The following is a 26,603-nucleotide window of genomic DNA, read 5'->3' on the forward strand; positions in this document are numbered from 1 at the left end:
AGCCGCTATCCGGCGGCGACCTCGCTGCGGAGTTTGTGCTTGAGCAGTTTGCCCGAGGGGTTGCGGGGGAGCTCTTCGGTGATGATGACCTCGCGCGGCAGCTTGTACCGGGCAAGCTTGTCAGCCAGATAGTCACGCAGCTCCTCGACGTCGAATGGCTGACCATCGGCGGTGGTGATGAATGCGACGATTCGATCGCCCCACTCGGCATCCGGCTTCGCCACCACTGCGACATCGGCAACCCGCTCGTGGGCGATGATCGCCTCCTCCACCTCGAGGGAGTAGACGTTCTCTCCGCCGACGATCATGACGTCCTTGCTGCGGTCGACGATGAAGAGGTAGCCGTCCTCGTCAAGCGTTGCGATATCTCCGGTCTTGTACCAGTCTCCTTCGAAGGCCGCCCTCGTCGCCTCGGGGTTGTTGAGATATTCGCGCATGCGGGTATCACCAGTGAACCAGATTTCGCCCGTGTCTCCGGGGCCGGCCTCTGTGCCGTCGGCCTTGACGACACGCATGGCATTGCCGACCATCGCCGTTCGGCCGACCGAACCGGCCTTGCGCAACTGGTCCTCCGGCCTGAGCATGCAGCCGGTGGGTCCCATTTCGCTCATGCCGAACAGGTTGAAGAACTGATCGGTCCCATAGGCGTCGATGAGCATGGCCGCGGTCGACCGATCGATGGGGGACCCGCCGTAGTTCCAACGCCGGATGGTGGAGAAGTCATAGTCTGCGAAGTCGAGGCCGAGCTTCTTCGCCGTCATCACCGGTGCAACATAGGCGATGGTCGGACCGAAGAAGGTGGTGATCTTCTCCTCGGCGATGATCGTCATCGAATCCACCGGATGGAACGCACGTTGGAGCACGATCGTGCCGCCGGTGAGGATAGTGGGGAGCAGGCTGATGTTCAGCGGAGCCGAATGCCAGATCGGCATGCAGATGAGATAGCGGTCGTCGCTGCGATAACCCATGTTGAGGTTGATCAGGGTCGCGACCTGGGACATGTTGCGGTGCGAATGCACGCACCCCTTGGGTGAGCTGGTGGTCCCCGAGGTGTAGAGGATCTGCGCCACGTGTTCGTCTGTGAAATCACCCGGTTCGCCGGGTTCGGCCGCCGCCAGCGCAGAGTCGAAGCTGCCCGGCGCCGCGGATTCGGTCTCCAACCAGGTGATGCCCGGGGCACCCGCACGCGCCGTTTCGGCCAGCTCGGCGCTGACGATTCCCAGCTTCGCACCGGAGTGCTCGATCGTGTACTTGACCTCAGGAGCCTGCAGCTTGTGATTGACCGGAACGACGATGGCTCCCAGATACCAGGCGCCGAAGGCAGCGAAGACGAACCCGGGTACGTTGAACGTCATGATTCCGACGGTGTCACCAGCCACGATGCCGTTGTTCTCGAGCACACGTGCCGCCTTGAGAGCGTGGTGTCGAAGTTCGGCATAGGTGTACCTCTCATCCCCATAGACCAGAGCTTCGTGATCCGGGTCGCGTAGGACGGTGGAATCGAGCATAGTACCGAGCTTCATTGCTTCTCCTTGTGACGAGTGTCATACTTTCAACAATTGAACCATGATTCATTTCTTTGGGGAAGGGGTGCCGTGGCCTATCGCGAAACTCCCAGAACTCGTGCCAAGGCCGAACAGCGGCGAGCCCGGGTCGAACGCGCAACCCACCATGTCATCGCCTCGGGCGGGTTCGCCTCGGCGAGCATTGCCGCTGTTGCACGCAAGGCCGAGTGCAGCGCCGGCCTCATCTACACCTACTACGACAACCGCGACGAGCTGCTGGGGATCGTGTTTGCTCGAGCCGCTGGCCACGAACTCGCCGTGATCGAGGCGGCTGTCGCAGCGTCGACGAATGCGGCGGACGTTGTCAGCTCGGTCGTCGATGTCTTCATCCGCCGCGCGGTTGCCGGCCGCACCCTCGCTCACGCGCTCCTGTTCGAGGAGGTCCCCGACACAGTGCAGATCGAGCGCCGAGCACTGCGGCGCGGGTACGTGGCCGTGATCGCCGAAGGCTTGACCCACCGGTACACCGTCGATGTCCCCGCCGAGGTGGTGGCCAGGTCCGTGGTCGGATCCATCTCCGAGAACCTCGTTGACCTTCTCGATCCAGACCGGGCTCCTCCAGGCGCCTCCGAGGTCGAATCACTCATCACCGCACTGTCCACATTCGCGCGCACCGCCCTAGGAGAACAATGACCCACGCACCCTCTGCAGCCCGACCGGAAGCAACGACCCGGCCCAGCACATCCGCCACGCACGATGTCTTCAACCAGGCGCCACCTCGGCGAGACATCAACGAATTCACCCTCAACACGGCACTCCTCGAGGCCGTGGGCAGATACGCGCCCCATGCGTCGAGGGCTGAGCTGGAGCGGATCGGTGAACTCGTCGGCAGTGCCGACTTCATCAATGATGCGCGCTTGGCCAACGAACACGGACCGGAGCTGAAGACCCACGATGAGTGGGGCAACCGCATCGATGCGATCGAGTTCCATCCCGCCTATCACCGCATCATCGGCGAAGCACTGCGCAGCGGCGCGCACTCACACGCCTGGAGCCATCCCGGTCCGGGTGCGAGCGCGGACCGTGCCGCGAGATTCATGCTCTTCTCCCAGATCGAACCCGGCCATGCCTGTCCGGTGTCGATGACCCATGCCGTCATCCCGTCTCTGCAGGCCGACCCGTCCTTGGCCGATTTCTGGGTCCCGAAGGCCACGGCGAACGACTACGACCCGAGGCGCATCGACCCGGCTGAGAAGAGCGCGGTCACCTTCGGAATGGCGATGACCGAGAAGCAGGGCGGCTCGGACGTACGCGCGAACACCACCCGCGCGGTCCCGGACGGCGACCGCTACCTCATCACCGGACACAAATGGTTCTGCTCAGCCCCGCAGTCCGATGCCTTCCTCGTCCTCGCCCACCTCGAAGAGGGGCTGAGCTGCTTCATCGTCCCGCGCATCCTGCCCGGTGGCGAGCTCAACACGGTGCGGATACAGAGACTCAAGGACAAGCTGGGCAACAGATCCAATGCCTCCTCCGAGATCGAATTCGAATCCACCGCCGGGTGGCTGCTGGGTCAGCCGGGCACGGGCGTGCGCACGATCATCGAGATGGTGTCCCAAACTCGGCTCGACTGCATCCTCGGCTCCACCGCGGGCATGCGCCAGTCCGTGGCAGAAGCCGCCTGGCACGCTCGAGGACGGGCCGCGTTCGGGGCGACGCTGATCGAAGCGCCGCTGATGCGCGCCGTCATCGCCGATCTGCAGCTCGAAGCCGAAGCGGCCACCTTCACCGCCATGCACCTGGCCTCCGTCCACGACGATGACAGCGTGGAGGCGGCCGATTTCCGGCGATTGGCCACAGCCGTCGGCAAGTACTGGATCTGCAAACGCGGACCCGAGCACGCCTACGAAGCGCTCGAATGCCTGGGCGGAAACGGGTATACCGAAGCCTTCCCGCTGGCCCGCCGGTACCGTGAACAGCCGGTGATGGCCGTGTGGGAAGGCTCCGGCAACGTCATCGTCCTCGACGTGCTGCGCGCCCTGGGTCGTGAGCCGCGGACGGCGAAGGCCTTCCTGGGCTTCCTCGAAACCGGGCTTGGCCGCCATCCGGACTTCGATGCTGCCTTTGAGGCGCTCGCCGGTTCCCTCCAAAGTTCACTCGAAGCTGTGACCAGCGGAGATCCTGCCAGGCTCGCAGGCGTCCAGCGCAGTGGCCGAGTGCTGGTGGAGAAGATGGCACTGCTCATGCAGGCCACGATCCTCTTCGAATCCGCCCCCACCGAGGTGGCTGCCGGGTTCGCGTCGGCACGGCTGGGTCCCAATCGGGGCCGGGAATACGGTGCCCTGCCCAGCGACGTCGACATCGACTTCCTCGTCGAACGTGCCTGAGTCAGCCATCGACCTGAGTCAACCATCGAAGTTGGTCAGCGGTTGGGCCGGGTCAGCTGCTGAGGTGTGTCGGCTCAGCCCCGGCGGTGGGCGGATCGGCAGCGGCGCCGGTCGAGGCGGAGGGTGCGCGAGCGGATCCTCAGCAGGCGCGTCACGCATTCCGGAGGTCCGTTGAAGTCCGGGCGAACCATGCGTCTGAGACTTGGGCGGGGAGCATTGTGTTCGTCGGGCGCCCAGTCCTCGTCGCGGCGCTGCCCGAACTCCGAGCGGTCGATGAAGGCTTGGAGTTCGGTGATGAGCTTCAGCTGGAGGTCGTCGACCGAATCGATGCCCTCGGAGTATTCGAGGGAGATGTCGACGGACTCCCAGTTGGCGACGACCCTGACGATCCACTTTCGTGAGTCGGCCGGGTCGTGATTCATTCCGTAGCCGTCCCATTCGTCGTTGGCGAACATGCCGAGAACGACTGGAGCGATGACCTTGTTGAGGAGGAACTCTTCCGTCAATTCGGTGTTGTCCATGTCTCCCACCATAGAACTGTCCGCTCCTGATTGCTCGCATACGCACGGCATTTCTCGCAGACGCGCGGCTGTGTGCTGAATCGTTGGCCACGAACGTCTTCGCAGGCCATGCTCGACATCGGGGTCATGTGCGACAACGCGTCGACAGCTAGACTGATTCGATGCCCCGCAGTCCGCTTCCGCCTCGCGAAGGAATCTCGGCGACCTCGCTGCGCGCTCCCGGCGGAAAGTCGACGCACGACAAGAACCATCTGCCGGTCCCGGACACGATCGGTCAGTGGCTGGGGGAAGAGTTCCCCGATGCTCCCCCCGAAGCCCGTCGCAGCCTGTTGACCACAGGAGACATGCGCAATGGCGTCGGAGTACCGGTGACCTGGGACGATCCCGTGGAGCCCGGTGGCTTCTACTTCTTCCACCGCCCGGTGCCGCCGGAAGAGCGCATTCCGTTCGAGATCTCCTTCGTGTTCGAAGACGAGGAACTGCTCGTCATCGACAAACCGCACTTCCTCGCGAGCACTCCCAACGGGCGCTTCGTGCGCGAATGCGTCGTGACCCGGGCTCGCACGGATTTCAACCAGCCCGAACTCGTGGCCATCCACCGTCTCGACCGTGTCACCGCCGGACTGCTCATCCTGTCGAAACGCCCCGAGACCCGTGGCCGATATCAGAGCCTATTTCAAAACCGGTTGGTCGATAAGACCTATCGTGCCCTGGCGCCGATGCCTCCCGAGGACATGGAGTTTCCCATCGTCAAGGAATCGCGGCTGTACAAGCCTCGCGGTGGCCGACAGGTTCTCGAAGTCGAGGGCGAGCCCAACGCAATCAGTCACATCAGCCTGCTGCGTGAACGCGACCGGCTGCGCGAGCGCGAAGTCGGGTTCGAGTCGGGGACTGTCGGCGAGTACGAACTTCGACCGTTGACGGGCAAGACCCACCAGCTGCGCGTCCATATGAACTCGCTCGGGCTGCCCATCCTCGGCGACCCGGTCTATCCCGTCGACAATTCTCCTGACCCCTACGATTTCAGCTCACCGCTGCAGCTCCTGGCGGCGTCGATCGGGTTCGAGGATCCGCTGACGCGGCGACCGCGACGCTTCGAATCCGGGCTCACTCTGGGGCTCACTCTGGGACCGACGCCGTAGACCGCTGCAGACGTATATTGTGTCTCGACTCGGCATCATCGTCGAGAGCTGCGCCCAGGCTTTGCCCACGAGCGGTGGGGACACGGTAGCCTGGTGATATGAGTCCACACGCACCCGGATGTACCTCAGAGGCGATCGTCGCCCTGGTCCGGTCCCGAATCACGACCGGCGAATACCCTGCCGGCAGCCCGGTCCGGGATGGTGCGCTGGCGAAGGAATTCAACGTCTCGCGCAACACCGCACGCGAATCCCTGAGCCTGCTCCGTCACGCCGGACTGCTGACTCAGGAGACGAACCGCGGCTTCTTCGTCCGCACCTTCGACCTCGACGAACTCAAAGACCTCTACCAGGCCCGACGCGTCTTCGAAATCCGCGCCGTCCAAGAATCACAAGACGCCACCGACGAGGCGATGAACCGTGTCGAAGCATCCGTCGTCAAGGCCGAGAACGCTCCGAACAATGAGAGCTGGTCCGACGCGCAGGAACACTCCGCTTCATTCCACCAGGCCATCGTCGGCCTGCTCGGCTCCCCTATGCTCGACGAGTTCTACGTCAACCTCATGGCCCGCCTCTCAACAACATTCGCCCGCTCGCAGGAACCAGGCAAATACCACTCCCACTGGGCCAACCCGCACCGCGACATCCTCGAGAAGATGCGCTCGGGGGACCGACACGGAGCCGAAGGCCTGCTGCGCATCCATCTCGATGACTCGGAAGCCTCGACACTCGACCTGGCGCGCTCGGTCGGCGAAGGTCGCTGAGGGCGAGGCGACGCAACCATCGGGACCGCGCAACCGCCTCGGCAGGAGCGCTAGGTGGTCGTTGTGGACTGATTTTTCTGCGCTGAACCAGACCAAAACGTCCAGCTAACCGATGCAGCGGCGGATGGACCGCCTCGGCGAACTTTCCTGAGTGCCGGTGTCGGCAGTCTCACAGTGCTCGGTATTTGAAACGCTGGATAAGCGATGTATGTCTTCGATAGCATTGAGCCACCGTACTCACCGCGTCGAAAGGCTGTACCCATGGGGATTCCCGAGCAGGAAACACAGGCCGCAAACGATCCGTTCTCGTTGACGGGGCTCACGTATGACGATGTCCTTCTCCTGCCCGGTGACACCGATGTCATCCCCTCTGACGCCACCACTACCACACGTCTGACCAGAGAGATCGAGCTCAACATCCCCCTGGTCTCGGCCGCCATGGACACCGTGACCGAATCGCGGATGGCCATCGCCATGGCCCGTATCGGCGGACTGGGCATCATCCACCGCAACCTGTCGATGGAAGATCAGGCGGCGCAGGTCGACTACGTCAAGCGCTCCGAATCTGGGATGATCAACGATCCGCTGACGATCACCCCCGAGAAGACGCTGGAAGAACTCGACGAGATCTGCGGCAAGTACCGGATCTCCGGACTGCCCGTCGTCGATGAGAACAATGTGCTGCTGGGCATCGTGACCAACCGCGACCTGCGTTTCGTCACCCGCAGCGAATTCCCGACCCGCACCGTGGCCGAGACCATGACCCGGATGCCGTTGATCACAGCCCCGGACGGCGTCTCTGCAGAGAAGGCCTTCGAGCTGCTGGCCGAGCACAAGGTCGAGAAGCTGCCCCTTGTCGATGAGCACAACGTCATCAAGGGCCTCATCACTGTCAAGGACTTCGTCAAGACCGAGGAATACCCGCTGGCCACGAAGGACGACGAGGGGCGTCTGCGTGTGGGTGCGGCCGTCGGATTCCACGGCGATGCCTATGAACGCGCGACACTTCTCGCCGAGGCTGGCGTCGACGTTCTCGTCGTCGACACCGCCAACGGACATGCTCGCGGCGTGACCGACATGATCAAGAAGATCAAGGCTGATCCGACGTTCGACAAGGTCCAGATCATCGGCGGAAACGTTGCCACGAAGGAGGGCGCACAGGCCCTCATCGATGCCGGAGCCGATGCCATCAAAGTCGGTGTCGGACCGGGTTCGATCTGCACCACTCGTGTGGTCGCAGGCGTCGGCGTCCCCCAGGTCACGGCCGTCTACCTCGCCGCTCAGGCGGCTCGCGCGGCCGGTGTGCCGGTCATCGCCGATGGTGGGCTGCAGTACTCGGGTGACATCGCCAAGGCCATGGTCGCCGGTGCCGACACCGTGATGCTCGGCTCCCTGCTGGCCGGCTGCAGCGAATCGCCGGGCGAACTCATCTTCATCAACGGTAAGCAGTACAAGGCCTACCGCGGCATGGGATCACTGGGCGCCATGGCTCCACGTCAGGGCAAGTCCTACTCCAAGGACCGCTACTTCCAGGACGATATCGACACCGACACCGACCTCATCCCCGAAGGCATCGAAGGCCGTGTCGCCTACCGAGGACCTCTCAAGCAGGTCGCGCATCAGCTCACCGGTGGTCTGCGTCAGTCGATGTTCTATGTCGGCGCTCCCACCATCGACGACCTCAAGGCCAAGGGCAAGTTCGTTCGCCTGACCACAGCGGGCCTCAAGGAGAGCCACCCGCACGACATTCAGATGACCGTCGAAGCCCCGAACTACGTCGTCAAATAAGGGTCTTCGGAGACCTTTCTCTGACAGCACATCGCGACTGGAATCTGGTTGTCCCACGATTGCCGACGGCCGTAGCTCCTGCCTCCTAGGCAGGGACTACGGCCGTTTTCGCTGTCTCAAGATGTCAGACGAATCGCCCGGATGTGATGAAGGCCACGTGCGATTTTTTGGGCCGTATACACCTGTCGTCGATCGCGGGCTTGGCCGCGCGAGGATTGACGAAGACACTCCTTGCGCCGGGCTGAGGTCACTTGTGTAGTGATATTCGGCAGTACCACTTGCCTTGCTTCTCGCTTTACTTAGGGTAGGTTTCCCTAATGTAGTCCGGCCTTACCGGACCCTGAACCGAAGGAGGCAACCGTACCGCTATGACTTCACTGCTCTCTGACACTCCGATTCCACTGACCGAGGCAACCGCGCCGAGCGAGGCGCGCTCGCAGCCCGATGCCCCACCGAGCGATGCACCATTGCTGCCCGATGCAGCTCCTCTGCCGAACACTTCGCTGCGCACTGAGGACGCCCTGCTGGGGTCGCACAGCGCCGATGCCTACGCCGAGCTCATGCACGAGGTCGTCGATGCACTCGCCCAGCGTTTCGCGAGTGTCGACGCGCCCACCTCGGCGAATGACCGCACCAGCCTGGAATCCGAGGTCGCAGACTTCGACCTCGACGGACAGGGGATCGGAAACATCGCAGCCCTGCGCGAGGCCGATGACCTCTACGCCCGCAACGCCGTCTGGTTCCATCACCCCAGCTACGTCGCCCACCTCAACTGCCCTGTCGCCGTGCCAGCCGTCGCGGCCGAGGCAATGCTGGCTGCGATCAACACCTCCGTCGACACCTACGACCAGTCCGAAGTCGCCACACTCATGGAGCGCCGCCTGGTGCAGTGGGCCTGCCGGCACGTCGGATTCTCCGGCGGTGACGGAATCTTCACCTCGGGCGGCACCCAGTCGAACCTGCAGGCACTGTTGCTGGCCCGCGAGAACGTTCTGCGCGCACAGCAGGCACAGCGCGCACAGCAGACACAGGCGCTCGGCAGCGTCCAGCCCGGCCGCGAGGAGCCATCACGCCGCGAGATCATGTCTCGGCTGCGGATACTCACGACCTCCCAGACTCACTTCTCGATATCGCGGGCCGCACACATCCTCGGCCTCGACGCCGAAGCTGTCGTGACCGTGGACACCGACGCCGCCGGACGCATGGACGCCGAGGCTCTGACCGAGCTGATGCGCGACATCGACGACACCGGCGGCATCGTCATGGCCGTCGCCGCCACGGCCGGAACCACCGACCTCGGCGTCATCGACCCACTCGACGCCATCGCCGGGATCTGCGAGAACGCGAATGTGTGGATGCACGTCGACGCCGCATACGGCGGGGGACTGCTGTGGGCACCACGACGCAAGCACCTGCTGCAGGGAATCGGTCGCGCCACCTCGGTGACCATCGACTTCCACAAGACCTTCTTCCAACCGGTGTCCTCAAGCGCACTGCTGGTGCGCGACCTCGCCCTGTTCGACCCGACGCTTCATCACAACGACTATCTCAACCCGGCCGCCGAGGCCCAGGGCGCCGATGCCGAACCGAACCAGGTCGACAAATCCCTGCAGACCACCCGACGCTTCGACGCCCTCAAACTCTGGACGACTCTGCGCGCCCGCGGTGCCGCAGAGATCGGTTCGATGGTCGATGACGTGTGCGATCTGGCCGCCGAGGTCCGAGAACTCCTCGACGCACAGCCGGACTTCGAGGTGCTGGGAGCAACCGACCTGAGCACGGTCCTGTTCCGGTTCGCCCCCGCGACCGCCGATTCTGCCACCGCCGATGAGCTGGTGCCGATGATCCGCCGCGTCCTCTTCCGCTCCGGGCGCGCAGCGATCGCCCGCACCACCATCGACGGCACCCCCTGGCTCAAACTCACCCTGCTCAACCCCGACACCACGGTCGCAGACATCACCGCCGTGCTCGACCTCGTCCGCGCCACCGGCCACGGGATCCTCGCCGGCCGACACCTGGAGAGCACGACCATCGAAGGAGGCGCAGCATGAACACACCTGAGTCACACATCCACGACATCGTCGGCATCGGCATCGGACCCTTCGGCCTGGGACTGGCCGCCCTGTCCGACCCCCTGCCCGACGTCGACGCCGTCTTCCTCGACCAACGCGAGGAATTCCGCTGGCATCCGGGCATGATGATCGAAGGTGCGACGGTCCAGGTCCCGTTCCTCGCCGACCTCGTGACCATGGCCGACCCCACCTCGCGCTTCTCCTTCCTGGCGTTCCTCAAGGACAGCGGCCGGCTCTATCCCTTCTACATTCGCGAATCCTTCTACCCTCTGCGCGCGGAATTCGACGAATACTGCCGATGGGTCGCCGCTCAGTTGGACACTCTGCGCTGGAACCGCACAGTCACCTCGGTGACCAGGAATGATGACATCTACACCGTGACCGCCGAGGTGGCCGATCAGTGCGGTCAGAGGCTGAGGGCCGAGTCCTACCGCGCCCGCCACCTGATCCTCGGTGTCGGCACCGAACCGGTCCTGCCACAGGCCCTGCAGAACCTGGAGACTGAGGGCACAGGTCCGGTCATCCACACCTCGAAATACCTCGACCACAGAGACGCACTGCTCGAGAGCGGATCAATCACCATCGTCGGCAGCGGACAGTCTGCGGCCGAGATCTACCGTGATCTCATCGACGACGCTGAAGCCCGTGACGTGCGACTGGACTGGGTGACGCGCTCACCGCGCTTCTTCCCGATGGAGTACACGAAGCTGACCTTGGAGATGACGTCCCCGGAGTACACGGATCATTTCCGAGCCCTGCCCGATGACCTGCGCGAACAGCTCGGACGTGAACAGCGAACCCTGTACAAGGGCATCAGCGCCGAGCTCGTCGACGACATCCACGACACCCTCTACCGGCTCAGCCGCGGAGGCAGGAAGCTGCGCACCAACCTCCTCGCAGAATCAGAGCTGATTGCCGCCGACCACGATGCGAGCACCGGCGACTATGCTCTGCGCTTCCGCAACACGGCACTGGACAGGTGCTTCGACCGGCGCAGCGGATCGGTTGTCTCTGCCACCGGCTATAAGTCTCAGGTCCCGGCCTTCCTCTCCCCGCTGGGAGATGAGATCCGCCTGGACGCCAAGGGTCGCCTCGACGTCAGCCGCCACTACACGGTCAACGACGCAGGCACCATCCACGTCCTCAACGGCGAAGAGCACACCCACGGAGTCACCGCACCCGATCTTGGCTTCGGGCCCTGGCGAGCATCGGTCGTGCTCTCACACGTGACCGGGCGCGAACCGTACCCGATCGAGAAGACCATCGCCTTCCAGACCTTCGGAGTTCCGGACGACGGGGCTATCGACGACGGAGCTCTCGACGACTGGGCCCTCGACGACGGAGCTCTCGACACGACTCCTCTGAACACTCAGGACGACGTCGAATCGCACTTCGACTTCGCCGACTCCGCTTCCCAGCCTGATTCCCAGCCCGCAGACGACAGGGAGATGACACACGCATGACCACCGACCTCATCAACGACGCGCCCACACCCTCAACCGCAAGCTCCGCGCTCACCGTGGACATCCGAGCCGTGGACCCGGCCCGGGATACCAAGAACATCCACGTGTGGCTGACCCACCCGCGCGCCCACTACTGGCAGATGACCCACCTCGACGAGTCCGGAGTCCGCGACTACCTCGGCGCCGTCCTCGGCTCCGCCGACGAGAACGGCTGGGTAGGATCGGTCGACGGCATCGACTGCTTCTACGTCGAAACCTATCTGCCCTCCTCGCTGATCCCACACGATGTTGTTCCCACCGGGCCCGGTGACATCGGAATGCACCTGCTCGTCGCTCCACCTGACGGCGATGGAGTCCGGGGACTCACGAACCAGATCATGGCCGAGGTCATCGACTTCTGCCTGCGTCCGATCGAACGAGGTGGCCGCGGCGGTCACCGAGTCATCGTCGAACCCGACGTGCGGAACTCCGCCATCCTCGAGAAGAACCGGGCAGCGGGTTTCAGTCCGGTGAGCGAGGCGACCATCATGATGGGGGAGGAGCGGAAGCGCGCCCTGGTCAGCGTCTGCGCTCGTGAGGACTTCGAAGTCAGCGAGCTGGTCGGACTTCTCAACCGTGAAGATGTCGAGGCCGGCCGCTCTGATGACGAAGACCTCGCCTCGCTCGCCGCGACTCCCGAAACATACTCCCATCTCAATCCCGACACCTTTGCGGTCGCCCAACGCCACCTTGTGGCTAAGGCACTGTCCGAGTTCGCCCACGAACGACTCATCGTCCCGGTCCGCGCCACCGGCCCGGATTCCGGGCCCGATGACTGGGAACTGACGATCGATGACACCGGATCGAAGGACGCAGGTCAGCCCGAGGACGCAGATCGGCCCGAGGATGCAGATCGGCCCGAGGACGCTGCCGAGTTCCCGGATGGTGGCTCCGTCACGTACTCGTTCACCGCCCGAGTCCTGCCGCTCGAGCACTGGGTCATCGACGAGGCCAGCATCACCCGCCGACGAGGTGACACGCAGCTGGGACTCGACGCGCAGGAACTCGTCGTCGAACTCCAGGATGCCCTCGACATCCCGGAGAACCTGATGTCGACCTACCTTGAGGAACTCGCGTCGACCCTGGCCAGCAGCGCCTTCAAACTCGCCGAGGCGGTCAAGGGTCACCGCCCGGACTCCACAGATCTCCTGACCTCCGACTTCCAGGCCACCGAGGCGGCCATGACCGAGGGCCATCCCGGCTTCATTGCGAACAACGGACGCATCGGATTCTCCCTCAGCGATTATCGGAAGTGGGCCCCAGAGAACGGGCTCACCACCCGCATCGAATGGGTGGCGGCGACCCGCGAGCACAGCCACCTCTCACTCGGTCAAGGCTTTGACGAGGCCGCACATACCGACTGGGCACTCAGTGCCGAGGAGCGCGAACTCTTCGACACCAGAATCCGGTCAGCCGGCCGCGATCCGGAAGACTTCCACCTCCTCCCGGTCCACCCCTGGCAGGCCGACCACCGACTTGCGATCACCTTCGCCGCCGACATCGCCCGCGGAGATCTGCTGCCCCTGGGCGCTGGCCTCGACGAGCATCAGCCGCAGCAGTCCCTGCGCACCTTCTTCAACCGAACACGGGCCGATGCCCCCTATGTGAAGGTCGCGCTCGCCGTACAGAACATGGGGTTCCTGCGCGGACTGTCCCCGAAGTACATGCGCGATACTCCGGCCATCAATGACTGGGTCGCTGAGCTGATCGGCACCGATCCCGCCTTCGGGGACGCCGGGTTCCGGGTCCTGCGGGAACGCACCGCGCTCGGCTACACCGGAGACGTCTACCACCGAACGCAGGAGACGAACCCGCACCGCAAGATGCTTGCCGCCCTGTGGCGAGAGAACCCTTTGACCGTGCTCGAACCTGGTCAGAAGGTCGTCACCATGGCGTCCCTGCTGCACCGCGATCACAGGGGAGTCGCCTTCGCCAGCGAACTCATCCGCGCCTCAGGCCAGGCGTCCGAGGACTGGGTGCGGTCCTACTTGAGGGCCTACCTGCAGCCGCTCGTCCACGCACTGCTGGCCCACGATCTGGTGTTCATGCCGCATGGGGAGAACCTCATCCTCATCCTGGACGACCACGTCGTGACCGGTGCCTTCATGAAGGACATCGGCGAGGAGGTCGCCGTCCTCGGCCACCGCCAGCTGCCGGGTGACGTCGAGCGGATCCGGGCGCTGGTCCCCGGCGAGGAGAAGGCCCTGTCCGTGTTCACGGACATGTTCGACGGAGTGCTGCGCCACCTCGGCGGGATCCTCGACGCCGATGGTGTGTTGAGTTCGGAGACGTTCTGGACCTTGGTCGCCGAGGTGCTCGATGATTACGAGGCCGAGCATCCGGAACTCGCCCATGGTCTGGCCGGGGATGTGGACCTGAGAGCCGAACGTTTCGCCCATTCCTGCCTCAACCGTCTGCAGCTGCGCAATACCGTGCAGATGGTCGACATCGGCAACCAGGCCGAATCCCTGCTCTACGCCGGAACGATGAGGAACCCCGTGGCGCGGGGCGATTCAACAGCGCGCTGATCAAGTGAAACAACATGTTCGCCGAGGTGGGCGCTGGGACCCAGCGCCCACCTCGGCGGCGGAGATGCTCAGTTTTCACTGTTCTCCTGGAGGAGTCCGCTGAGGATGAGCGTCCACGCCACGTGCAGTGTCGGCCAGCGTACGACCGGGTCGACTCCAGTTGGTGAAACACCGGAGGACGTACTCAGCAGGACCATATCGGTGGCGCTTCAGCCACCAGGCGCTGATCAACGTCTGGACCGCAAAGACGGCGACGGCGAGGACCATCAGAACCGGTGGGGACATCTGCCCGGCAAGGCCGAGACCAATTCCTGTGAACAGCACGATCCCAGCCAGCGACTGTCCCAGGTAATTCGTCAACGCGATGCGCCCAACTGGTGCCAGTGCTGTGCGCACCCATGTTCCCCAGGGCGCGTGCATGATTCGGATCAGGGTCGCAACGTACGCGGCCGTGAGGAATGGGGCCGTCACGACGCTCGCTGCGGTGGCCCAGGTGTTGGTGTCTCCGCCCATAACGGCGAAGAGCACCCCGCCTGGGAGGCCGACTGCGAAGCCGATCGCCTGAGTCCGTCGCAGAAGCGTGGCCTGGTTTCCCAGTTCGGAAAACACACGACGCCGGGCAGCAACCATTCCCAAGAGGAACATCGCCAGTGCGGTCGGTCCTTGCAGGGAGACCGCTTGAATGACGAGGAGGTCAAGGCCGGCCACGTGCTGCCCCACGATGTCGGCCAGCGACCCGAGCAGAGCTTGGGTCTGCGCTGCGGCCCCGAGGAGTGCTTCGTCGTGACTGGGCATGAACATCGAGCGATCGAGGAACGCGGCGCTGATGACGAGAGAGAGTGTCACGAAGCCATAGATGATTCCGGTCGTGAGCAGCGCAGTCCGATCACGTACCTGGTGCATTGCCAGGAGCACGAGGCAGACCACTGCGTAGGTCGTGAGAACGTCCCCACCGTAGAGCAGGACGATGTGCCCCACTCCGATCACGAAGAGGCCCACCGCTCTGCGAAGCATTCGCGGCACGAACGCCGCACCCGCGCGCTTCGCCGCATCCATCTGCAGAACGAAGCTGTATCCGAAGAGGAATGAGAAGAGCAGGTAGAACTTCATTGAGAACAGCGCGGCCACAAGGAATCGGGCCGCTGCATCGATCGGTGTCGAGAAGCTCGGATCATGGACCAGGTTCCCCGGATAGGCCGAGGCCATGAACGTGATGTTGACGACGAAGATCCCCAGCAGGGCGAACCCGCGAAGGGCATCGACATCATGGACTCGCCCGGTCTTCATGGGCTCTTGTGCAGCCGTTCGTCTATTCATGCAACAGAATTTAACACAGAAACTATATGTAGTAAACTATATGGTGTGTCAGACTGTTGCTCTACTGACAGAGAGGTGGATTCCATGACTGACGGCGCGGTGCCCGACTTCTTCCGGCGACTCTGGAGGCTGCCGGAGGTTCCTCAGCAGCGGGGGCGCAAGTCCACTCTCGATGTCGAGACGGTGGTCAGCACTGCTGTTCAGCTTGCCGATCATGGCGGCCTGGAGGCCGCGACCTTGCCCAAGGTCGCCGAGGAGTTGAACGTGACAGCGATGTCGTTGTATCGACACATCGGCTCCAAGCACGAGCTGCTGCAGCTCATGATGGACGCAGCAAGTGAACCGCGGATACCCGAGTCGCTCGCAGCAGGGTGGCGTGAAGGTCTGCGACTGTGGGCACGTGACCTGTGGTCTCTGTATCGACGTCGGCCATGGCTTCCTCGCGTGCCCATCTACCAAGCACCATCCGGACCACACCAGATCGCCTGGCTCGAACGAGGATTCGCGCAATTGGCTTCAACTGAGCTCGATTGGAACGAGAAGCTGACGGCACTCACTCTGCTCAGTGGCTTCGTCCGTCAGTCAGCACTACTTCAGGACGAGCTGAAGGAAGGACGAGAGCCCGGCCAGGCTCAATCCGAGAGTGAGCGCGAATATGGAGAGGCCCTCTTCCGCGTCGTCGCCTCAGCGCAGTTCCCGTTCACCTCGGCGATGCTGGCTTCTGGGGCTGTGGGAAGCGACTCCAACTCAGGTGGCGAGTCTGATCCCGACTTCGTGGATGGTCTCGAAGTCATCCTCGATGGCCTCGCAGTGCGCATCGCCAACGCCGTGGACTGATGCAGGGATCGGTGACATCTTCCTGTCCGGTAGGTGCTGATCGCCGGACATTCTGCGTTCTTCCGCCGGCCAGCGGTTATCATCATTCCTATCGGTCGCCCGCGCGCAGACCGCAAGCGGTCCGTAGGATTCCCGACTCAAAGGTGTGGTCATGGCGAAGCAGAACGATCGGCCGACCCTGGCCACGGTCGCTTCGCGCGCAGGCGTCAGCATCAAAACGGCATCCCGAGTGCTCAACGGCGAAAAACATGTGGCCGCGTCGACCGCTGAGAAGGTCGAAGACGCTGCGGCTGGGCTGGGCTTTCGCCTCAATTCCACGGCCAGGCGCCTGCGTGCCGGTGGCAGATCTCCCTACATCGGTGTGGTCATGAGCGACGGAAACGACCCCTTCCAGGCTCGTCTCTTCACCCTGCTGGAGGCCGAGCTGAGCAGGGTCGGACTGCGCCCGGTCGTCACGGTCACCGCCGACGATCTCGACCGTGAACGCGGCTTCCTCGACGAGTGCCTGGCCAATGACATGACCGGGATCTGCGTCATCCGATCGCACCCGGACGCCGCACGGTACTACACCGATGCGACGTCCGCTGACGTGCAGATTGTGTCCTTCGACCCATCGACAGCAGGATCGGGTGTCGACCTCATCGCCGGTGATGAGGAACGTGCCGGACAACTGGCGGCGACTCAACTGCTCAATCACGGGCACATCAGCCTCGGCGTCATCGGCGATCATTCGACCAGCCCCATCACCACCGCCAGGCTCGCCGGAATCCAATCGGCCTTCGCCGGACGCTTGGACGTCGGGTGGCGTGCCTACATGCGTGAAGACGCCCACGACTTGGCCAGCGCGAAGAACGTCGTCGCGGCCTGGCTGGGTTCGCGCAGCGCGCCCAGCGCTCTGATCACCCTGTCCGCGACTCTGACTCAGGGAGCCATCGATGCCTGCCGGCGCCTCGATGAATGGCCGGCGCTGGTGGGCATCGACGATTTCCCCGCCGCGGAGCTCTTAGACGTGACAGTCATCGATCGCGACGTCAGCTCCATGGCCGCTGAGGCGGTCCGACGTCTGCGGCAGGTGCCGAGTTCCGCGACCGCACAGGGTACGGACGGAGGATCGTTCGAGGTGCCGGTGCGCGTGATCGCGCGCGGCAGCGGCGAAGAGGCACCTGGCAAGTGACACTGTTCGCTGGGATCACTCCGAGAAGATTTTTTCTGCGAAACAGTTGACACGGAGCGTCGATGGGCGAATTATATTGTTCAGCCTGACAACGTTGTCAGAAAGATTGAGAGGCTCATTATGAGGCACAACCTGCAGTCCCGTAACAAGCAGTCCCGAAAGAAGCTGGCGCTCCTCGGTGCCTCGGTTGCCATCGGCGCTCTCGCGCTCAGCGGCTGTGGGAGCCAGAAGGGCCAAGGCAACGCCGAAGCCGAGAGCGGTTCTGGTTCAGACGGCGAGGTGACCATTGCCCTGCTGCTCCCGGAGTCCAAGACCACCCGCTACGAATCTCTGGACAAGCCGAACTTCGAGAAGTACGTCGCAGAGGCGAACCCCGATGCGAAGGTCAAATACAGCAACGCCAACCAAGATGCGACCCAGCAGCAACAGCAGGTCGAAGCGGCAGTCACCGAGGGAGTCGACGCCATCGTCCTCGACCCGGTCGACGCCTCGGCGGTGTCATCGGCCCTGTCGAAGGCCAAGGCCAAGAAGATTCCGGTCATCTCCTACGACCGTTTCTTCGAGGGCGCCGATTACTACACCTCGTTCGACAACAAGAAGATCGGCAACCTCCAGGGTCAAGCCGTCCTCGACGGGCTTAAGGCCGAGGGCGTCGACCCGAAATCGGGCCCGGTGTGGATGGTCAACGGCGATCCGAAGGACCCGAACGCCGCCGACTTCAAGGCCGGTGCCGAGGAGACGCTCAAGGCCGCAGGTGTCGACATTGCGGGCAGCCACGACACCCTCGACTGGAACCCGGATGATGCCCGTAAGTGGGTCGAAGGCCAGCTGCAGAGCGCAGATGAGGATCCGATCGCCATCTACGCGGCTAATGACGGCACCGCCGGCGGTGTTCTCGCCGCCACCAAGAAGGCCAAGGTGAAACCGGTCGTCACCGGTCAGGATGCGGAGGTCGACGGTCTGCAGAACATCCTCAGAGGTGACCAGTACGCCACGATCTACAAGTCGATCCCGCCCCAGGCGGAGTTCGCTGCCAAGGCTGCCGTCGCCCTGGCCGGAGGCGAGGAACCAGAAGGGTCAACAACCTACAAGAACACCCCGACGGACTTCGTCGAGGCCAAGGTCGTCACGAAAGACACTGTGAAGGACATCGTCGGGGATCAGATCAAGGCCGAAGACATCTGCACCGGCGGTGTGAAGAAGCTCTGCGACGACGCAGGCGTGAAATAACAGCACGCAGCTCAGTGCCGGAACCCGCGAGGTTTCATCTGGAGCGCACGGGCTCCGGCACCGCGAATCGACATCGACAAGTAGGAACAGATGACTCCTGAGACACCTGAACCGGCGCCCGCCTCCCCGCGGACACCGGACGACAGCAGCGAAACTGTGCTCGAACTGCGCGGGATCAACAAACGATTCGGAGCCGTGCAGGCTCTGACCGACATCAACCTGACAATCGGCCGTGGCGAGGTCGTCGGCCTCGTCGGAGACAATGGCGCCGGCAAGTCGACGCTGATCAAGGTCATTGCAGGCGTCCACTCGGCCGACGAGGGCGAACTCATCATCAATGGGACCGCGCAGAAGTTCGCTTCGCCGAAGGACGCGCAGAACGCGAGGGTCGCCACGGTCTTCCAGGATCTCTCCCTGTGTGAGAATCTCGACGTCGTGGCCAACCTCTTCCTCGGACACGAGAAGACCCGCGGCGGCGTTCTCGACGAGGTGGCCATGGAGGCCAAATCTTGGGAACTCCTGCGCAGCCTCTCGGCGAAGATCCCGAGCGTGAGGGTGCCGATCGCAGCTCTCTCCGGCGGCCAACGTCAGACGGTCGCGATCGCCAGGTCCCTCCTCGGCGAGCCGTCCATCGTCATGCTCGACGAGCCGACGGCAGCCCTGGGTGTGGCTCAGACCGCCGAGGTGCTCAACCTCATCGAACGTTTGAAGGAACGCGATCTGGGCGTGCTGCTCGTGAGTCACAATATGGCCGATGTGCAGGCAGTTGCCGACAGGGTGCATGTGCTGCGCCTGGGCAAGGATGCCGGTGACTTCCCAGGTGACGAGCGCACGGACGTGCTGGTCGCCGCGATCACCGGGGCCAGCGACAATGTCGTGACCCAAAGGGCCACGCGCAGGGGTGAGCGCCGATGACCCGCAACTCATTCATCACCGACGAACGGATCTCTCACGAGGGCCTATTCGCCACGTTCCTCCGCCGCGTCAAGGAGGGCCAGCTCGGTTCGCTTCCCGTGATCCTCGCGCTCGTCGTCATCGTTATCGTCTTCCAGACGGCGAACAGCAACTTCCTCTCTCCGGCTAACCTCGTCAACCTTTCATCAACGGTTGCCTACATCGCGATCCTAGCTCTGGGCATCAACCTCATCCTGCTGCTCGGCGAGATTGACCTGTCCCTGGCGCAGCTGGGTGGGCTGGCCGCGTCGCTGCTCGGTGTACTCGTGGTCAGGCAGGGAGTGAACCCCCTGGTGGCGTTGGTCATCATGCTGCTGCTCGGTATGGTCGTCGGAGCAATCCAAGGGTGGTTCTTCGCGGTCGTCGGCATCCCGGCATTCGTCGTGACCTTGGCGGGACTGCTCGCCTTCACCGGGCTGACGCTGACGACGTTGGGCACGCAGAAGAATCTGTCGATGTCGGACACATTCGCCTTCGATTTCGCGAACTTCTACTTCCCGGCCGTCTGGGCCTATGTGTTCGGGACGATCGCGGTCATCGGTTTCGCCGCCGGAATCATCTACTCGAAGCTGCGTCGGCACGGCGAGGGCCTTGATGCGCCGAGCTGGACTTCGGTGATCGTGCGCATTGCACTGCTGGCGGCAGTCGTGTTCGGCTTCCTCATTCTCATCAACCAGGACTTCGGGCTGGTGATGCCCTTCCTCCTCATGATCGTCATCGCGGTCGTTATCGATCTGGTGCTGCGCAAGACCCGCTACGGCAGGTCGATCTACGCCGTCGGCGGCAAGGTCGAGGCGGCCCGTCGAGCCGGCATCCGGGTGACGTGGGTGCGCATCAGTGTCTTCATGGCCGCTGGCACTTTGGCCGCACTCTTCGGCTTCATTAAGGCCGGGGTGACGACGAACGCGGGATCGACTCTTGTGCCCACCCAGGATCTGCTCAATGCCATCGCGGCTGCGGTCATCGGCGGCACCTCGCTGTTCGGCGGTCGCGGTTCAGCTTGGGCCGCCGTACTCGGCGCATTGGTCGTCGGCGCGATCAACAACGGTCTCTACCTCATCGGCTTCAACTCCGATGCGCAGCAGATCATCACCGCGCTCGTCCTGCTCGCTGCCGTCGTCATCGATGCGCTCAGCCGCCGCGGCCAACGCTACGTCGGACGCGGTTAGCTGCCGAGAGACGCAGCTAGCGCCGCTCGATGCGGTAGCGAAACGTCGAGAGCAGAGCTGAGCGTCGAGAGCGCACTCCCTGGAGTCTGCTCTCGACGCTCAGCTCTGCTGTCAATGAATCCTGTCCCTCGCCGAGGTGGTGCTGAGGTTCCAGCTCGGCAGTCCCGGGCCGCTGCATCAGCCCTCCTCGGGCGCCGGCATCGGCGGTGCTGGGGCTGAGCTGATACAGTCGTGGGCAATGACATGGGGTGCCTGACGCCATTCGCGTGAGGCTGAGAGAACACCCATCGAACCTGATCTGGGCCATACTAGCGAAGGGATCGTCATGGTTGACTTCGACCTGCGTTCTGCCGATGCAAGACTGCGTTCTGCCAATGCACGACTGCGTGCGAACAATCCACTCATCCAATGCATCACGAACAGCGTCGTGCAGCAATTCAGTGCCAACGTGCTCCTGGCCATCGGCGCCGCTCCGGCGATGCTCGACCACGACGCCGATGCCGCACAGTTCACCCGGATCGCCAGTGGGCTGCTGGTCAACTTCGGCACCGCCACGAACCAGCAGTTCCTCGCCGCTGACGCCGCCATCGACGCAGCCAACGAAGACTCCAAGCCATGGGTGCTGGACCCGGTGAGCATCGGAGCCGTCGACTTCCGCACCACACGAATCCGCCGCGCGGCGAACTCTTCACCCTCAGCCATCCGCGGAAACGCCTCTGAGATCGCAGCCCTGGCCGGCATGGGTTTGGGCGGGAGAGGTGTGGATTCCACCGACGAAGTTGATGCGGTGATTCCCGCCGCGGCCGAACTGGCCCGGTCCACCGGTGCCATCGTTGCCGTCTCAGGACCAAGGGACGCGATCGTCGCTCACATCGACGGCGTCGATCGTGTCGTCCGCCTCGACGGGGGTCACTCCTATATGCCACTGGTCATCGGCACCGGCTGCTCACTCGGCGCAGTCACCGCCGCCTATCTCGTGGGCGCAACGACCGCCTCGGCGAGGTTCGAGGCCGTCGTCGCCGCCCACGCTCACTTCAAGGTTGCTGGTGAAGCTGCCGCTGAGGGAGTACGCGGACCCGGCAGCTTTTCCGTGAACTTCCTTGACGTGCTGCACACGGTAACGGGCGAGGAGCTGGCAAGGATCCAGGTCGAGGCAGGCACAGTCGCAGCAGGCACCGTCGGGGCCGACGCGGTCGACGGAGCACAGTCATGAGCCCCTCGGTTCCCGAGGTGAATTCCCGCCTGGCCGGAATCGACGCACGCCTGGCCGGAATCGATACTCGGCTCTACCTCGTCACGGACTCGGCCCAGTGCCGAGAAGCCGGACGCAGCGTCGCCGACACCGTCCGTCAAGCTGTGGCCGGGGGAGTGGGGATCGTGCAGGTCCGGGACAAGGACATCGACGACGATGCGTTCTACACGCTGACCTGCGAGGTCATCTCCGCAGTCGACAGCGCGGTGGCCGACAGTACGAGCCTCGATTCCGCTTCGGCAGGCGCGGACCGCCGTGTGCCCATCGTCCTCAACGACCGCGTCGCCGTCGCCCAGCGCCTCCTTGCCGAAGGTGCGCACGTCCACATCCATGTCGGACAGTCGGATACTCGGGTCGAACAGGTGCGCGAACTCATCGGCCCCGAACCGCTCATCGGGCTGTCGGCGGCCAACAGCACCGAATTCGCAGCCGCCCGGGACTCCGGCGTTGTCGACCTCGTCGGAATCGGGCCTGTCTACGACACCACGACGAAGACCGATGCACCCGATGGGATCGGGCCGGACCGCCTCGGCGAGCTGGTGAGTGAAGCAGGACTTCCGGCGGTCGCCATCGGAGGAATCAGCACTGCTCGTGCCGCCGAACTGCGCGGCCGGGGACTGGTTGGGATCTGCGTGGTCTCTGCCATCTGTCGCGCCGAGGATCCGCGTGCCTCAGCCGAAGAACTGCTCGCCGAATTCGGCGACGGACGTGCGGAGGCAGCGCGATGACCACGCGTCCGCCCATCGCCCTGTCCATCGCCGGCACCGACCCCAGCGGGGGAGCCGGCATCCACGCCGACCTCAAGACCTTCACCGCCCGCGGAGTGCTGGGCACCACGGCCATCACGGCTCTGGTCGCGCAGAACACGCACGGCGTCTCTCGGGTCTACGGAATCGACGATGACTTCGTCTCGGTTCAGCTCGACAGCGTCCTGGGCGATATGCCCGTCGACGCCACGAAATCGGGGATGCTCGGCTCACGGTCCCTCGTGGAACTCGTCGTCGCGCGAGCGGCCCAAAGCCAACTGGGCTTCTACACCGTAGACCCGGTCATGGTCGCGACCTCCGGGCACCGCCTCCTCGAGGTCGATGCCGTGGCCGCGGTCCGTGACCACCTGCTGCCGGTCTCCGACCTCATCACCCCGAACCTGCCCGAGGCGGCGCTGCTGATCGGTGACGATGAGCCGGTGGCGCAGAATCCGAAGGAGATGTTGGCCCAGGCCAGACAGCTTGTCGATCGTGGGCCTCGGGCGGTGCTGCTCAAGGGCGGGCACGCGATCGAGGGTGACGTCGCCGACGTGCTCGTCACGGCCGAAGGCACGGTCACCGAGTTCACCCACCCGCGAGTGGCAACCCCGAACACTCACGGCACCGGGTGCACATTGTCGGCGGCAATCACCGCCGAGGTGGCTGTGCTCAAACGTGAACGTGCAGTTGACGAGGTGGGTCCGGATCTACTCCACGCAGCCGTCGACAATGCCCTGAACTATTTGGCCCGGGCGCTGAAGTCCGCCGCGAACTGGCAGGTCAGCCTGGATCCGCAGGGCGCTCACGGTCCCGTCGACCACCAGGTCGACATCGTCCGCCGCTAGAACAGCCAGCTGCACACCCAGATCGGCTTGCCATCCGGGAACCGCACAATGACACTTCGGGACCACCGTGGTCCCTTGAGCATGGGAGATATCAATGACGACAGACTTTTCCGCAGGACCTCAGACCACTCAGCTATGGGACCGGGTGCGGCCGATAGTTGAGGAGATCGAGAGGCTGCCGTTCCTCGGTCAGCTGGCGGATGGCAGCTTGGACGTGAAGGCATTCACGAATTACATCGTCCAGGACGGAATCTACCTCACCGGCTATGCCAAGGCGATGTCGTTCCTCGCTGCGCGCGCCAACGACCGTGACGCATCACGATTCTGGGCCAGCTCCGCCGCCGAAGCGATCTCGGTGGAAGAGGAGATGCACGGAGAGCTGCTCGCCGATTCTCGCCTGGCCGCAGCCCACGAGGACCTGGTCAACAGCGGGGCCGGATTCCGAGCCTCACCGACGACCATGGGATATGTGTCCTACCTCGTCGCCACCGCCGCCAGCCGCTCCTACGGTGAAGGTGTGGCCGGAGTGCTCCCGTGCTTCTGGGTCTACGCGCATATGGGCAAGGTGCTCGTCGAGCGGGCCGGAGCGATGAGTGCGGACCACCCGTACCGGACCTGGGTGCAGACCTATGACTCACCCGAGTTCGACGAATCGACCCGGCAGGCTGTCCAGCTGCTTGAGCAGGAGCTCACCAATGCCCCCGCCGAGGTGGCCGCACAGATGCGTGCCACCTTCGAGCAGGCCTGTGTGTACGAACTTCACTTCTGGGCCTCGGCGCATGCGCTGCAGGACTGGGACGCCGGAATGTTCGTGCCGCAGAGCTGAGCACCATTCGTCAGTGACGAGGCTTGGCCGGGATCTGCGGATCTTGCGGTGTAAAGCTCGGTCCGGCAGATCGTCTCGGTTCATTCTTCGGCCTGCTTTTCGGTCTATCTTTCGGGGTTGAGCTCGCGGTCGTCTCTGCCGTCGGGCTTGAGACGGCGGAAGAGATTCCACATTGCGATTGCGACGATGGCAAGGAAGACACCGGTCGGGAGGACCAGAAGGGCATCCGGCCGCGATTTGCCGATCCCGACGCTGAGCGTCTGCGCCAGAGACAATGCAAACAGCAGAGCACACGCGCCAGCAGTGATTCGCATGAACTCCATCAGACAGTCGAAGAGATGGACACGTTCGCCGCGTTGCAGCCAGTATTCCTTGTGAGGAATGTTGACGAGGCCGATCGGCAGCTTCTCAAATATCCAGCGGATGGAGAGCACCACTGGGATGCCCACTCCCAAAGGGAACGAGCCATCCGAAGACTTCACTCTTTGGCGACCAGTCCTCGGGCTGACCGTTTACCCCGAAGTGGCTCGGCACCTGGTCGGGTGCGTTGAACCAGAACCAGAAAGCGACACCGATGAGGACCAAGAGGGACGCCACTGCGCAGAGCAATGCGGCGGTTCCAGGGCGTCGGCTCGGGTCCGCTTTCGTTGAGGAAGGCACATTGCAAGGTTATCGGGTGCCGGGTGCCGGGTGCCGGGTGCCGGTTATCGGGCATCGGGCATCGGTGATCGGCGATCCCGTTAAGCCAGATCAGGCCGGGTGGTTTCCTGACGGCCCGCTCTTGCCCGGGGCGATAGGCCCCAACGAACCCATTGCGTGCCATCCGCGACGCAGAGTGGTCCACAGGAGAACATGGTCGACTTCCATCAGGGGCACGCGGTCGTGTCTCGGACAGGCAAATCGTCCGACAAAGAAAACAATCGTGGCGAAGCACACCCCGATGATAAACAGAATAAGCAGATCCATGACGGCCTCCTCACACCCGTATCGAATGCATGTCTCCATTTTCCACCCGGGGAGAAGAGAAAGATAGGGCCACCTTGCAAGAAGTGGCCTGCGTGCCGCACTCGGTTCCTCATATGCGTTTGCCCGCGAGATCATCGTCACCGAAGTCGGAAGTGACCATGTGGTCGAGATAGTACTTCGACCGATTGTCGTTCTACGTCCTGACCTGGGGCTTCGTGGGAGGTACTCAGTTTCTGGATCAGCAATTGATACGAGAATCGAATAATGAACGAACAAAAATCGAAACTCAGGGTGCAATAGGGTGAAATGAATGTATAATTAAGGGAAGAGCAACGACGATGTTGGCGAATGGACTTCAGTACCATGACTCTCACCCCCGACCGCACACCAGGAAACCCGGAAGAGCGTGACCCACGCCCCGGTCCCAGTGATGCCATGGCGGGGGAAGGTGCCGCCGATGCTTCGTCTTCTGCAGGAGAGCCTTCCTCGTCGGCAGTGGGACAGCAGTCTCTGTTCGACCAGCTCAAGGACTCCAACCTCGACCTCACCGGCCACCCACTCGCGGGCAAGTTCGAATCCCTCGCGGCCGTGCCGACTGATAAACCAGAGGTATCGAATGATCGCGATGAAGCTGATGGCCACGGTGAGTCAGAGGCACGTGTTTCGGACGCCAGCGAAACAAGCGAAGCTGGCGGAACCTGCGAAGCTGGCGGAACCTGCGAAACTGGCGGAACCTGCGAAACCGGCGAGGTCGCTGGGACTGCAGACGACGGCAGGACTGTTCAGGCTGCTAGCACTCCAGCCGCCAATGCTTCGGATGTCGACTCAGGTCCGGCTATTCCCGGTCCCGGTAGCCCTGGTCCTCATCCTCTGCTCTCGAGTGAAGAGTGGACAGATCTGTCACGGTTCGCTCCCGAAGTCACGACCAGCCTCACCGCGCTCAGCGGACTCAAGGACGGGCTGCGATCCTTCGACCGGCCGATGGGTCCTGACGATGCGATCAAACTCATCGACGGACTCGAAGCACTGGGCCGAGTCAACGAGGCCCTATCGACTCTGGCTCTGGCCGTGTGTGAACGAG

22 protein-coding genes, 1 pseudogene and 1 riboswitch are annotated in these 26,603 nt (G+C 63.6%); of the genes and pseudogenes, 18 read left to right on the top strand and 5 right to left on the bottom strand.

The annotated features are described in order from the left end of the window. Positions 1–5: 5 nt before the first annotated feature. Entirely contained in the window at positions 6–1,523 is a 1,518-nt protein-coding gene (locus tag JFC13_RS09265; RefSeq protein WP_198396790.1) for a class I adenylate-forming enzyme family protein, read from the bottom strand. 72 nt (positions 1,524–1,595) lie between these two features. Between JFC13_RS09265 and JFC13_RS09270 the strand changes: the two genes are divergently transcribed. After that, positions 1,596–2,198, top strand: a complete 603-nt coding sequence (locus tag JFC13_RS09270) for a TetR family transcriptional regulator (protein ID WP_198396791.1) — start codon at positions 1,596–1,598, stop codon at positions 2,196–2,198. Then, positions 2,195–3,892, top strand: coding sequence for an acyl-CoA dehydrogenase family protein (locus JFC13_RS09275; protein ID WP_198396792.1), 1,698 nt, complete (start codon positions 2,195–2,197; stop codon positions 3,890–3,892). Before JFC13_RS09270 ends, JFC13_RS09275 begins: the two co-directional genes overlap by 4 nt. Positions 3,893–3,966: 74 nt before the next feature. Here the strand turns inward: JFC13_RS09275 and JFC13_RS09280 are convergent, their stop codons facing one another. Then, positions 3,967–4,413 carry a hypothetical protein gene (locus JFC13_RS09280; protein ID WP_198396793.1) on the bottom strand — a complete coding sequence of 149 codons (447 nt, stop codon included), beginning with the start codon at positions 4,411–4,413 and terminating at the stop codon, positions 3,967–3,969. Between the two features lie 161 nt (positions 4,414–4,574). On the opposite strand from JFC13_RS09280, the gene JFC13_RS09285 reads away from it, so the two are divergent. The 6 genes from JFC13_RS09285 (at position 4,575) to JFC13_RS09310 (ending at position 14,206) form a co-directional block, all read left to right on the top strand. Further along, positions 4,575–5,555 (top strand): pseudouridine synthase, encoded by a 981-nt coding sequence (locus JFC13_RS09285; RefSeq protein ID WP_198396794.1) that lies wholly within the window; start codon positions 4,575–4,577, stop codon positions 5,553–5,555. Between the two features lie 98 nt (positions 5,556–5,653). Continuing rightward, on the top strand, positions 5,654–6,316 hold the full coding sequence (locus JFC13_RS09290; protein WP_198396795.1) for a GntR family transcriptional regulator: 663 nt from the start codon (positions 5,654–5,656) through the stop codon (positions 6,314–6,316). Between the two features lie 261 nt (positions 6,317–6,577). Then, positions 6,578–8,104 carry an IMP dehydrogenase gene (gene guaB, locus JFC13_RS09295; protein ID WP_198396796.1) on the top strand — a complete coding sequence of 509 codons (1,527 nt, stop codon included), beginning with the start codon at positions 6,578–6,580 and terminating at the stop codon, positions 8,102–8,104. Between the two features lie 368 nt (positions 8,105–8,472). Next, positions 8,473–10,155 carry a pyridoxal phosphate-dependent decarboxylase family protein gene (locus tag JFC13_RS09300; protein WP_198396797.1) on the top strand — a complete coding sequence of 561 codons (1,683 nt, stop codon included), beginning with the start codon at positions 8,473–8,475 and terminating at the stop codon, positions 10,153–10,155. Beyond that, a complete protein-coding gene (locus tag JFC13_RS09305; protein ID WP_198396798.1) occupies positions 10,152–11,639 on the top strand; it encodes a lysine N(6)-hydroxylase/L-ornithine N(5)-oxygenase family protein in 1,488 nt (495 codons plus the stop codon). Before JFC13_RS09300 ends, JFC13_RS09305 begins: the two co-directional genes overlap by 4 nt. Continuing rightward, positions 11,636–14,206 (top strand): GNAT family N-acetyltransferase, encoded by a 2,571-nt coding sequence (locus JFC13_RS09310; protein WP_198396799.1) that lies wholly within the window; start codon positions 11,636–11,638, stop codon positions 14,204–14,206. The genes JFC13_RS09305 and JFC13_RS09310 overlap by 4 nt, the downstream gene beginning before the upstream one ends. 75 nt (positions 14,207–14,281) lie before the next feature. Here JFC13_RS09310 and JFC13_RS09315 read toward each other — a convergent pair whose 3' ends face one another. Then, positions 14,282–15,523 (bottom strand): DUF418 domain-containing protein, encoded by a 1,242-nt coding sequence (locus JFC13_RS09315; protein ID WP_198396800.1) that lies wholly within the window; start codon positions 15,521–15,523, stop codon positions 14,282–14,284. An 84-nt stretch (positions 15,524–15,607) separates the two neighbouring features. On the opposite strand from JFC13_RS09315, the gene JFC13_RS09320 reads away from it, so the two are divergent. The 9 genes from JFC13_RS09320 (at position 15,608) to JFC13_RS09360 (ending at position 24,556) form a co-directional block, all read left to right on the top strand. Then, the gene (locus JFC13_RS09320; protein WP_198396801.1) at positions 15,608–16,360 is read left to right on the top strand and encodes a TetR/AcrR family transcriptional regulator; all 753 of its coding nucleotides are present in this window, start codon (positions 15,608–15,610) and stop codon (positions 16,358–16,360) included. A 151-nt stretch (positions 16,361–16,511) separates the two neighbouring features. After that, complete coding sequence (locus JFC13_RS09325) at positions 16,512–17,534, top strand: LacI family DNA-binding transcriptional regulator (protein ID WP_198396802.1); 1,023 nt, start codon at positions 16,512–16,514, stop codon at positions 17,532–17,534. A gap of 120 nt (positions 17,535–17,654) precedes the next feature. After that, positions 17,655–18,764 carry a substrate-binding domain-containing protein gene (locus tag JFC13_RS09330; protein WP_198396803.1) on the top strand — a complete coding sequence of 370 codons (1,110 nt, stop codon included), beginning with the start codon at positions 17,655–17,657 and terminating at the stop codon, positions 18,762–18,764. A gap of 90 nt (positions 18,765–18,854) precedes the next feature. Next, entirely contained in the window at positions 18,855–19,679 is an 825-nt protein-coding gene (locus JFC13_RS09335) for an ATP-binding cassette domain-containing protein (RefSeq protein ID WP_198396804.1), read from the top strand. After that, on the top strand, positions 19,676–20,887 hold the full coding sequence (locus JFC13_RS09340) for a sugar ABC transporter permease (protein ID WP_198396805.1): 1,212 nt from the start codon (positions 19,676–19,678) through the stop codon (positions 20,885–20,887). Before JFC13_RS09335 ends, JFC13_RS09340 begins: the two co-directional genes overlap by 4 nt. A 234-nt stretch (positions 20,888–21,121) precedes the next feature. Beyond that, positions 21,122–21,225, top strand: a riboswitch (TPP riboswitch). Further along, positions 21,213–22,100: a hydroxyethylthiazole kinase gene (gene thiM, locus JFC13_RS09345; RefSeq protein ID WP_198396806.1), complete on the top strand. Its 888-nt coding sequence runs from the start codon at positions 21,213–21,215 to the stop codon at positions 22,098–22,100. It overlaps the preceding riboswitch by 13 nt. Continuing rightward, positions 22,097–22,867: a thiamine phosphate synthase gene (thiE, locus tag JFC13_RS09350; protein ID WP_198396807.1), complete on the top strand. Its 771-nt coding sequence runs from the start codon at positions 22,097–22,099 to the stop codon at positions 22,865–22,867. Before thiM ends, thiE begins: the two co-directional genes overlap by 4 nt. Beyond that, positions 22,864–23,730 carry a bifunctional hydroxymethylpyrimidine kinase/phosphomethylpyrimidine kinase gene (gene thiD / locus JFC13_RS09355; protein WP_198396808.1) on the top strand — a complete coding sequence of 289 codons (867 nt, stop codon included), beginning with the start codon at positions 22,864–22,866 and terminating at the stop codon, positions 23,728–23,730. The genes thiE and thiD overlap by 4 nt, the downstream gene beginning before the upstream one ends. A gap of 94 nt (positions 23,731–23,824) precedes the next feature. Further along, positions 23,825–24,556 carry a TenA family protein gene (locus JFC13_RS09360; protein ID WP_198396809.1) on the top strand — a complete coding sequence of 244 codons (732 nt, stop codon included), beginning with the start codon at positions 23,825–23,827 and terminating at the stop codon, positions 24,554–24,556. A 104-nt stretch (positions 24,557–24,660) separates the two neighbouring features. Here JFC13_RS09360 and JFC13_RS09365 read toward each other — a convergent pair whose 3' ends face one another. After that, positions 24,661–25,038: a hypothetical protein gene (locus JFC13_RS09365; protein ID WP_232488441.1), complete on the bottom strand. Its 378-nt coding sequence runs from the start codon at positions 25,036–25,038 to the stop codon at positions 24,661–24,663. Continuing rightward, the gene (locus JFC13_RS19335) at positions 24,965–25,216 is read right to left on the bottom strand and encodes a DUF1648 domain-containing protein (RefSeq protein ID WP_332839374.1); all 252 of its coding nucleotides are present in this window, start codon (positions 25,214–25,216) and stop codon (positions 24,965–24,967) included. The genes JFC13_RS09365 and JFC13_RS19335 overlap by 74 nt, the downstream gene beginning before the upstream one ends. Before the next feature lie 669 nt (positions 25,217–25,885). On the opposite strand from JFC13_RS19335, the pseudogene JFC13_RS09370 reads away from it, so the two are divergent. Beyond that, positions 25,886–26,603 (top strand): annotated as a pseudogene (locus tag JFC13_RS09370) (hypothetical protein); the annotation flags it as partial.

Source organism: Brevibacterium antiquum (assembly GCF_016107655.1).
Lineage (GTDB): Bacteria > Actinomycetota > Actinomycetes > Actinomycetales > Brevibacteriaceae > Brevibacterium > Brevibacterium antiquum.

Excerpts from the sequence above, each read along its gene's own strand:
- JFC13_RS09305 (WP_198396798.1), top strand. The coding sequence starts at position 10,152 with ATGAACACACCTGAGTCACACATCCACGACATCGTCGGCATCGGCATC.
- thiM (WP_198396806.1), top strand. The coding sequence starts at position 21,213 with ATGGTTGACTTCGACCTGCGTTCTGCCGATGCAAGACTGCGTTCTGCC.
- JFC13_RS09275 (WP_198396792.1), top strand. The coding sequence starts at position 2,195 with ATGACCCACGCACCCTCTGCAGCCCGACCGGAAGCAACGACCCGGCCC.
- JFC13_RS09300 (WP_198396797.1), top strand. The coding sequence starts at position 8,473 with ATGACTTCACTGCTCTCTGACACTCCGATTCCACTGACCGAGGCAACC.
- JFC13_RS09285 (WP_198396794.1), top strand. The coding sequence starts at position 4,575 with ATGCCCCGCAGTCCGCTTCCGCCTCGCGAAGGAATCTCGGCGACCTCG.
- JFC13_RS09340 (WP_198396805.1), top strand. The coding sequence starts at position 19,676 with ATGACCCGCAACTCATTCATCACCGACGAACGGATCTCTCACGAGGGC.
- guaB (WP_198396796.1), top strand. The coding sequence starts at position 6,578 with ATGGGGATTCCCGAGCAGGAAACACAGGCCGCAAACGATCCGTTCTCG.
- JFC13_RS09265 (WP_198396790.1), bottom strand. The coding sequence starts at position 1,523 with ATGAAGCTCGGTACTATGCTCGATTCCACCGTCCTACGCGACCCGGAT.
- JFC13_RS09320 (WP_198396801.1), top strand. The coding sequence starts at position 15,608 with ATGACTGACGGCGCGGTGCCCGACTTCTTCCGGCGACTCTGGAGGCTG.
- JFC13_RS09360 (WP_198396809.1), top strand. The coding sequence starts at position 23,825 with ATGACGACAGACTTTTCCGCAGGACCTCAGACCACTCAGCTATGGGAC.
- thiD (WP_198396808.1), top strand. The coding sequence starts at position 22,864 with ATGACCACGCGTCCGCCCATCGCCCTGTCCATCGCCGGCACCGACCCC.
- JFC13_RS09280 (WP_198396793.1), bottom strand. The coding sequence starts at position 4,413 with ATGGACAACACCGAATTGACGGAAGAGTTCCTCCTCAACAAGGTCATC.
- JFC13_RS09290 (WP_198396795.1), top strand. The coding sequence starts at position 5,654 with ATGAGTCCACACGCACCCGGATGTACCTCAGAGGCGATCGTCGCCCTG.
- JFC13_RS09310 (WP_198396799.1), top strand. The coding sequence starts at position 11,636 with ATGACCACCGACCTCATCAACGACGCGCCCACACCCTCAACCGCAAGC.
- thiE (WP_198396807.1), top strand. The coding sequence starts at position 22,097 with ATGAGCCCCTCGGTTCCCGAGGTGAATTCCCGCCTGGCCGGAATCGAC.
- JFC13_RS09330 (WP_198396803.1), top strand. The coding sequence starts at position 17,655 with ATGAGGCACAACCTGCAGTCCCGTAACAAGCAGTCCCGAAAGAAGCTG.
- JFC13_RS09315 (WP_198396800.1), bottom strand. The coding sequence starts at position 15,523 with ATGAATAGACGAACGGCTGCACAAGAGCCCATGAAGACCGGGCGAGTC.
- JFC13_RS09335 (WP_198396804.1), top strand. The coding sequence starts at position 18,855 with ATGACTCCTGAGACACCTGAACCGGCGCCCGCCTCCCCGCGGACACCG.
- JFC13_RS09325 (WP_198396802.1), top strand. The coding sequence starts at position 16,512 with ATGGCGAAGCAGAACGATCGGCCGACCCTGGCCACGGTCGCTTCGCGC.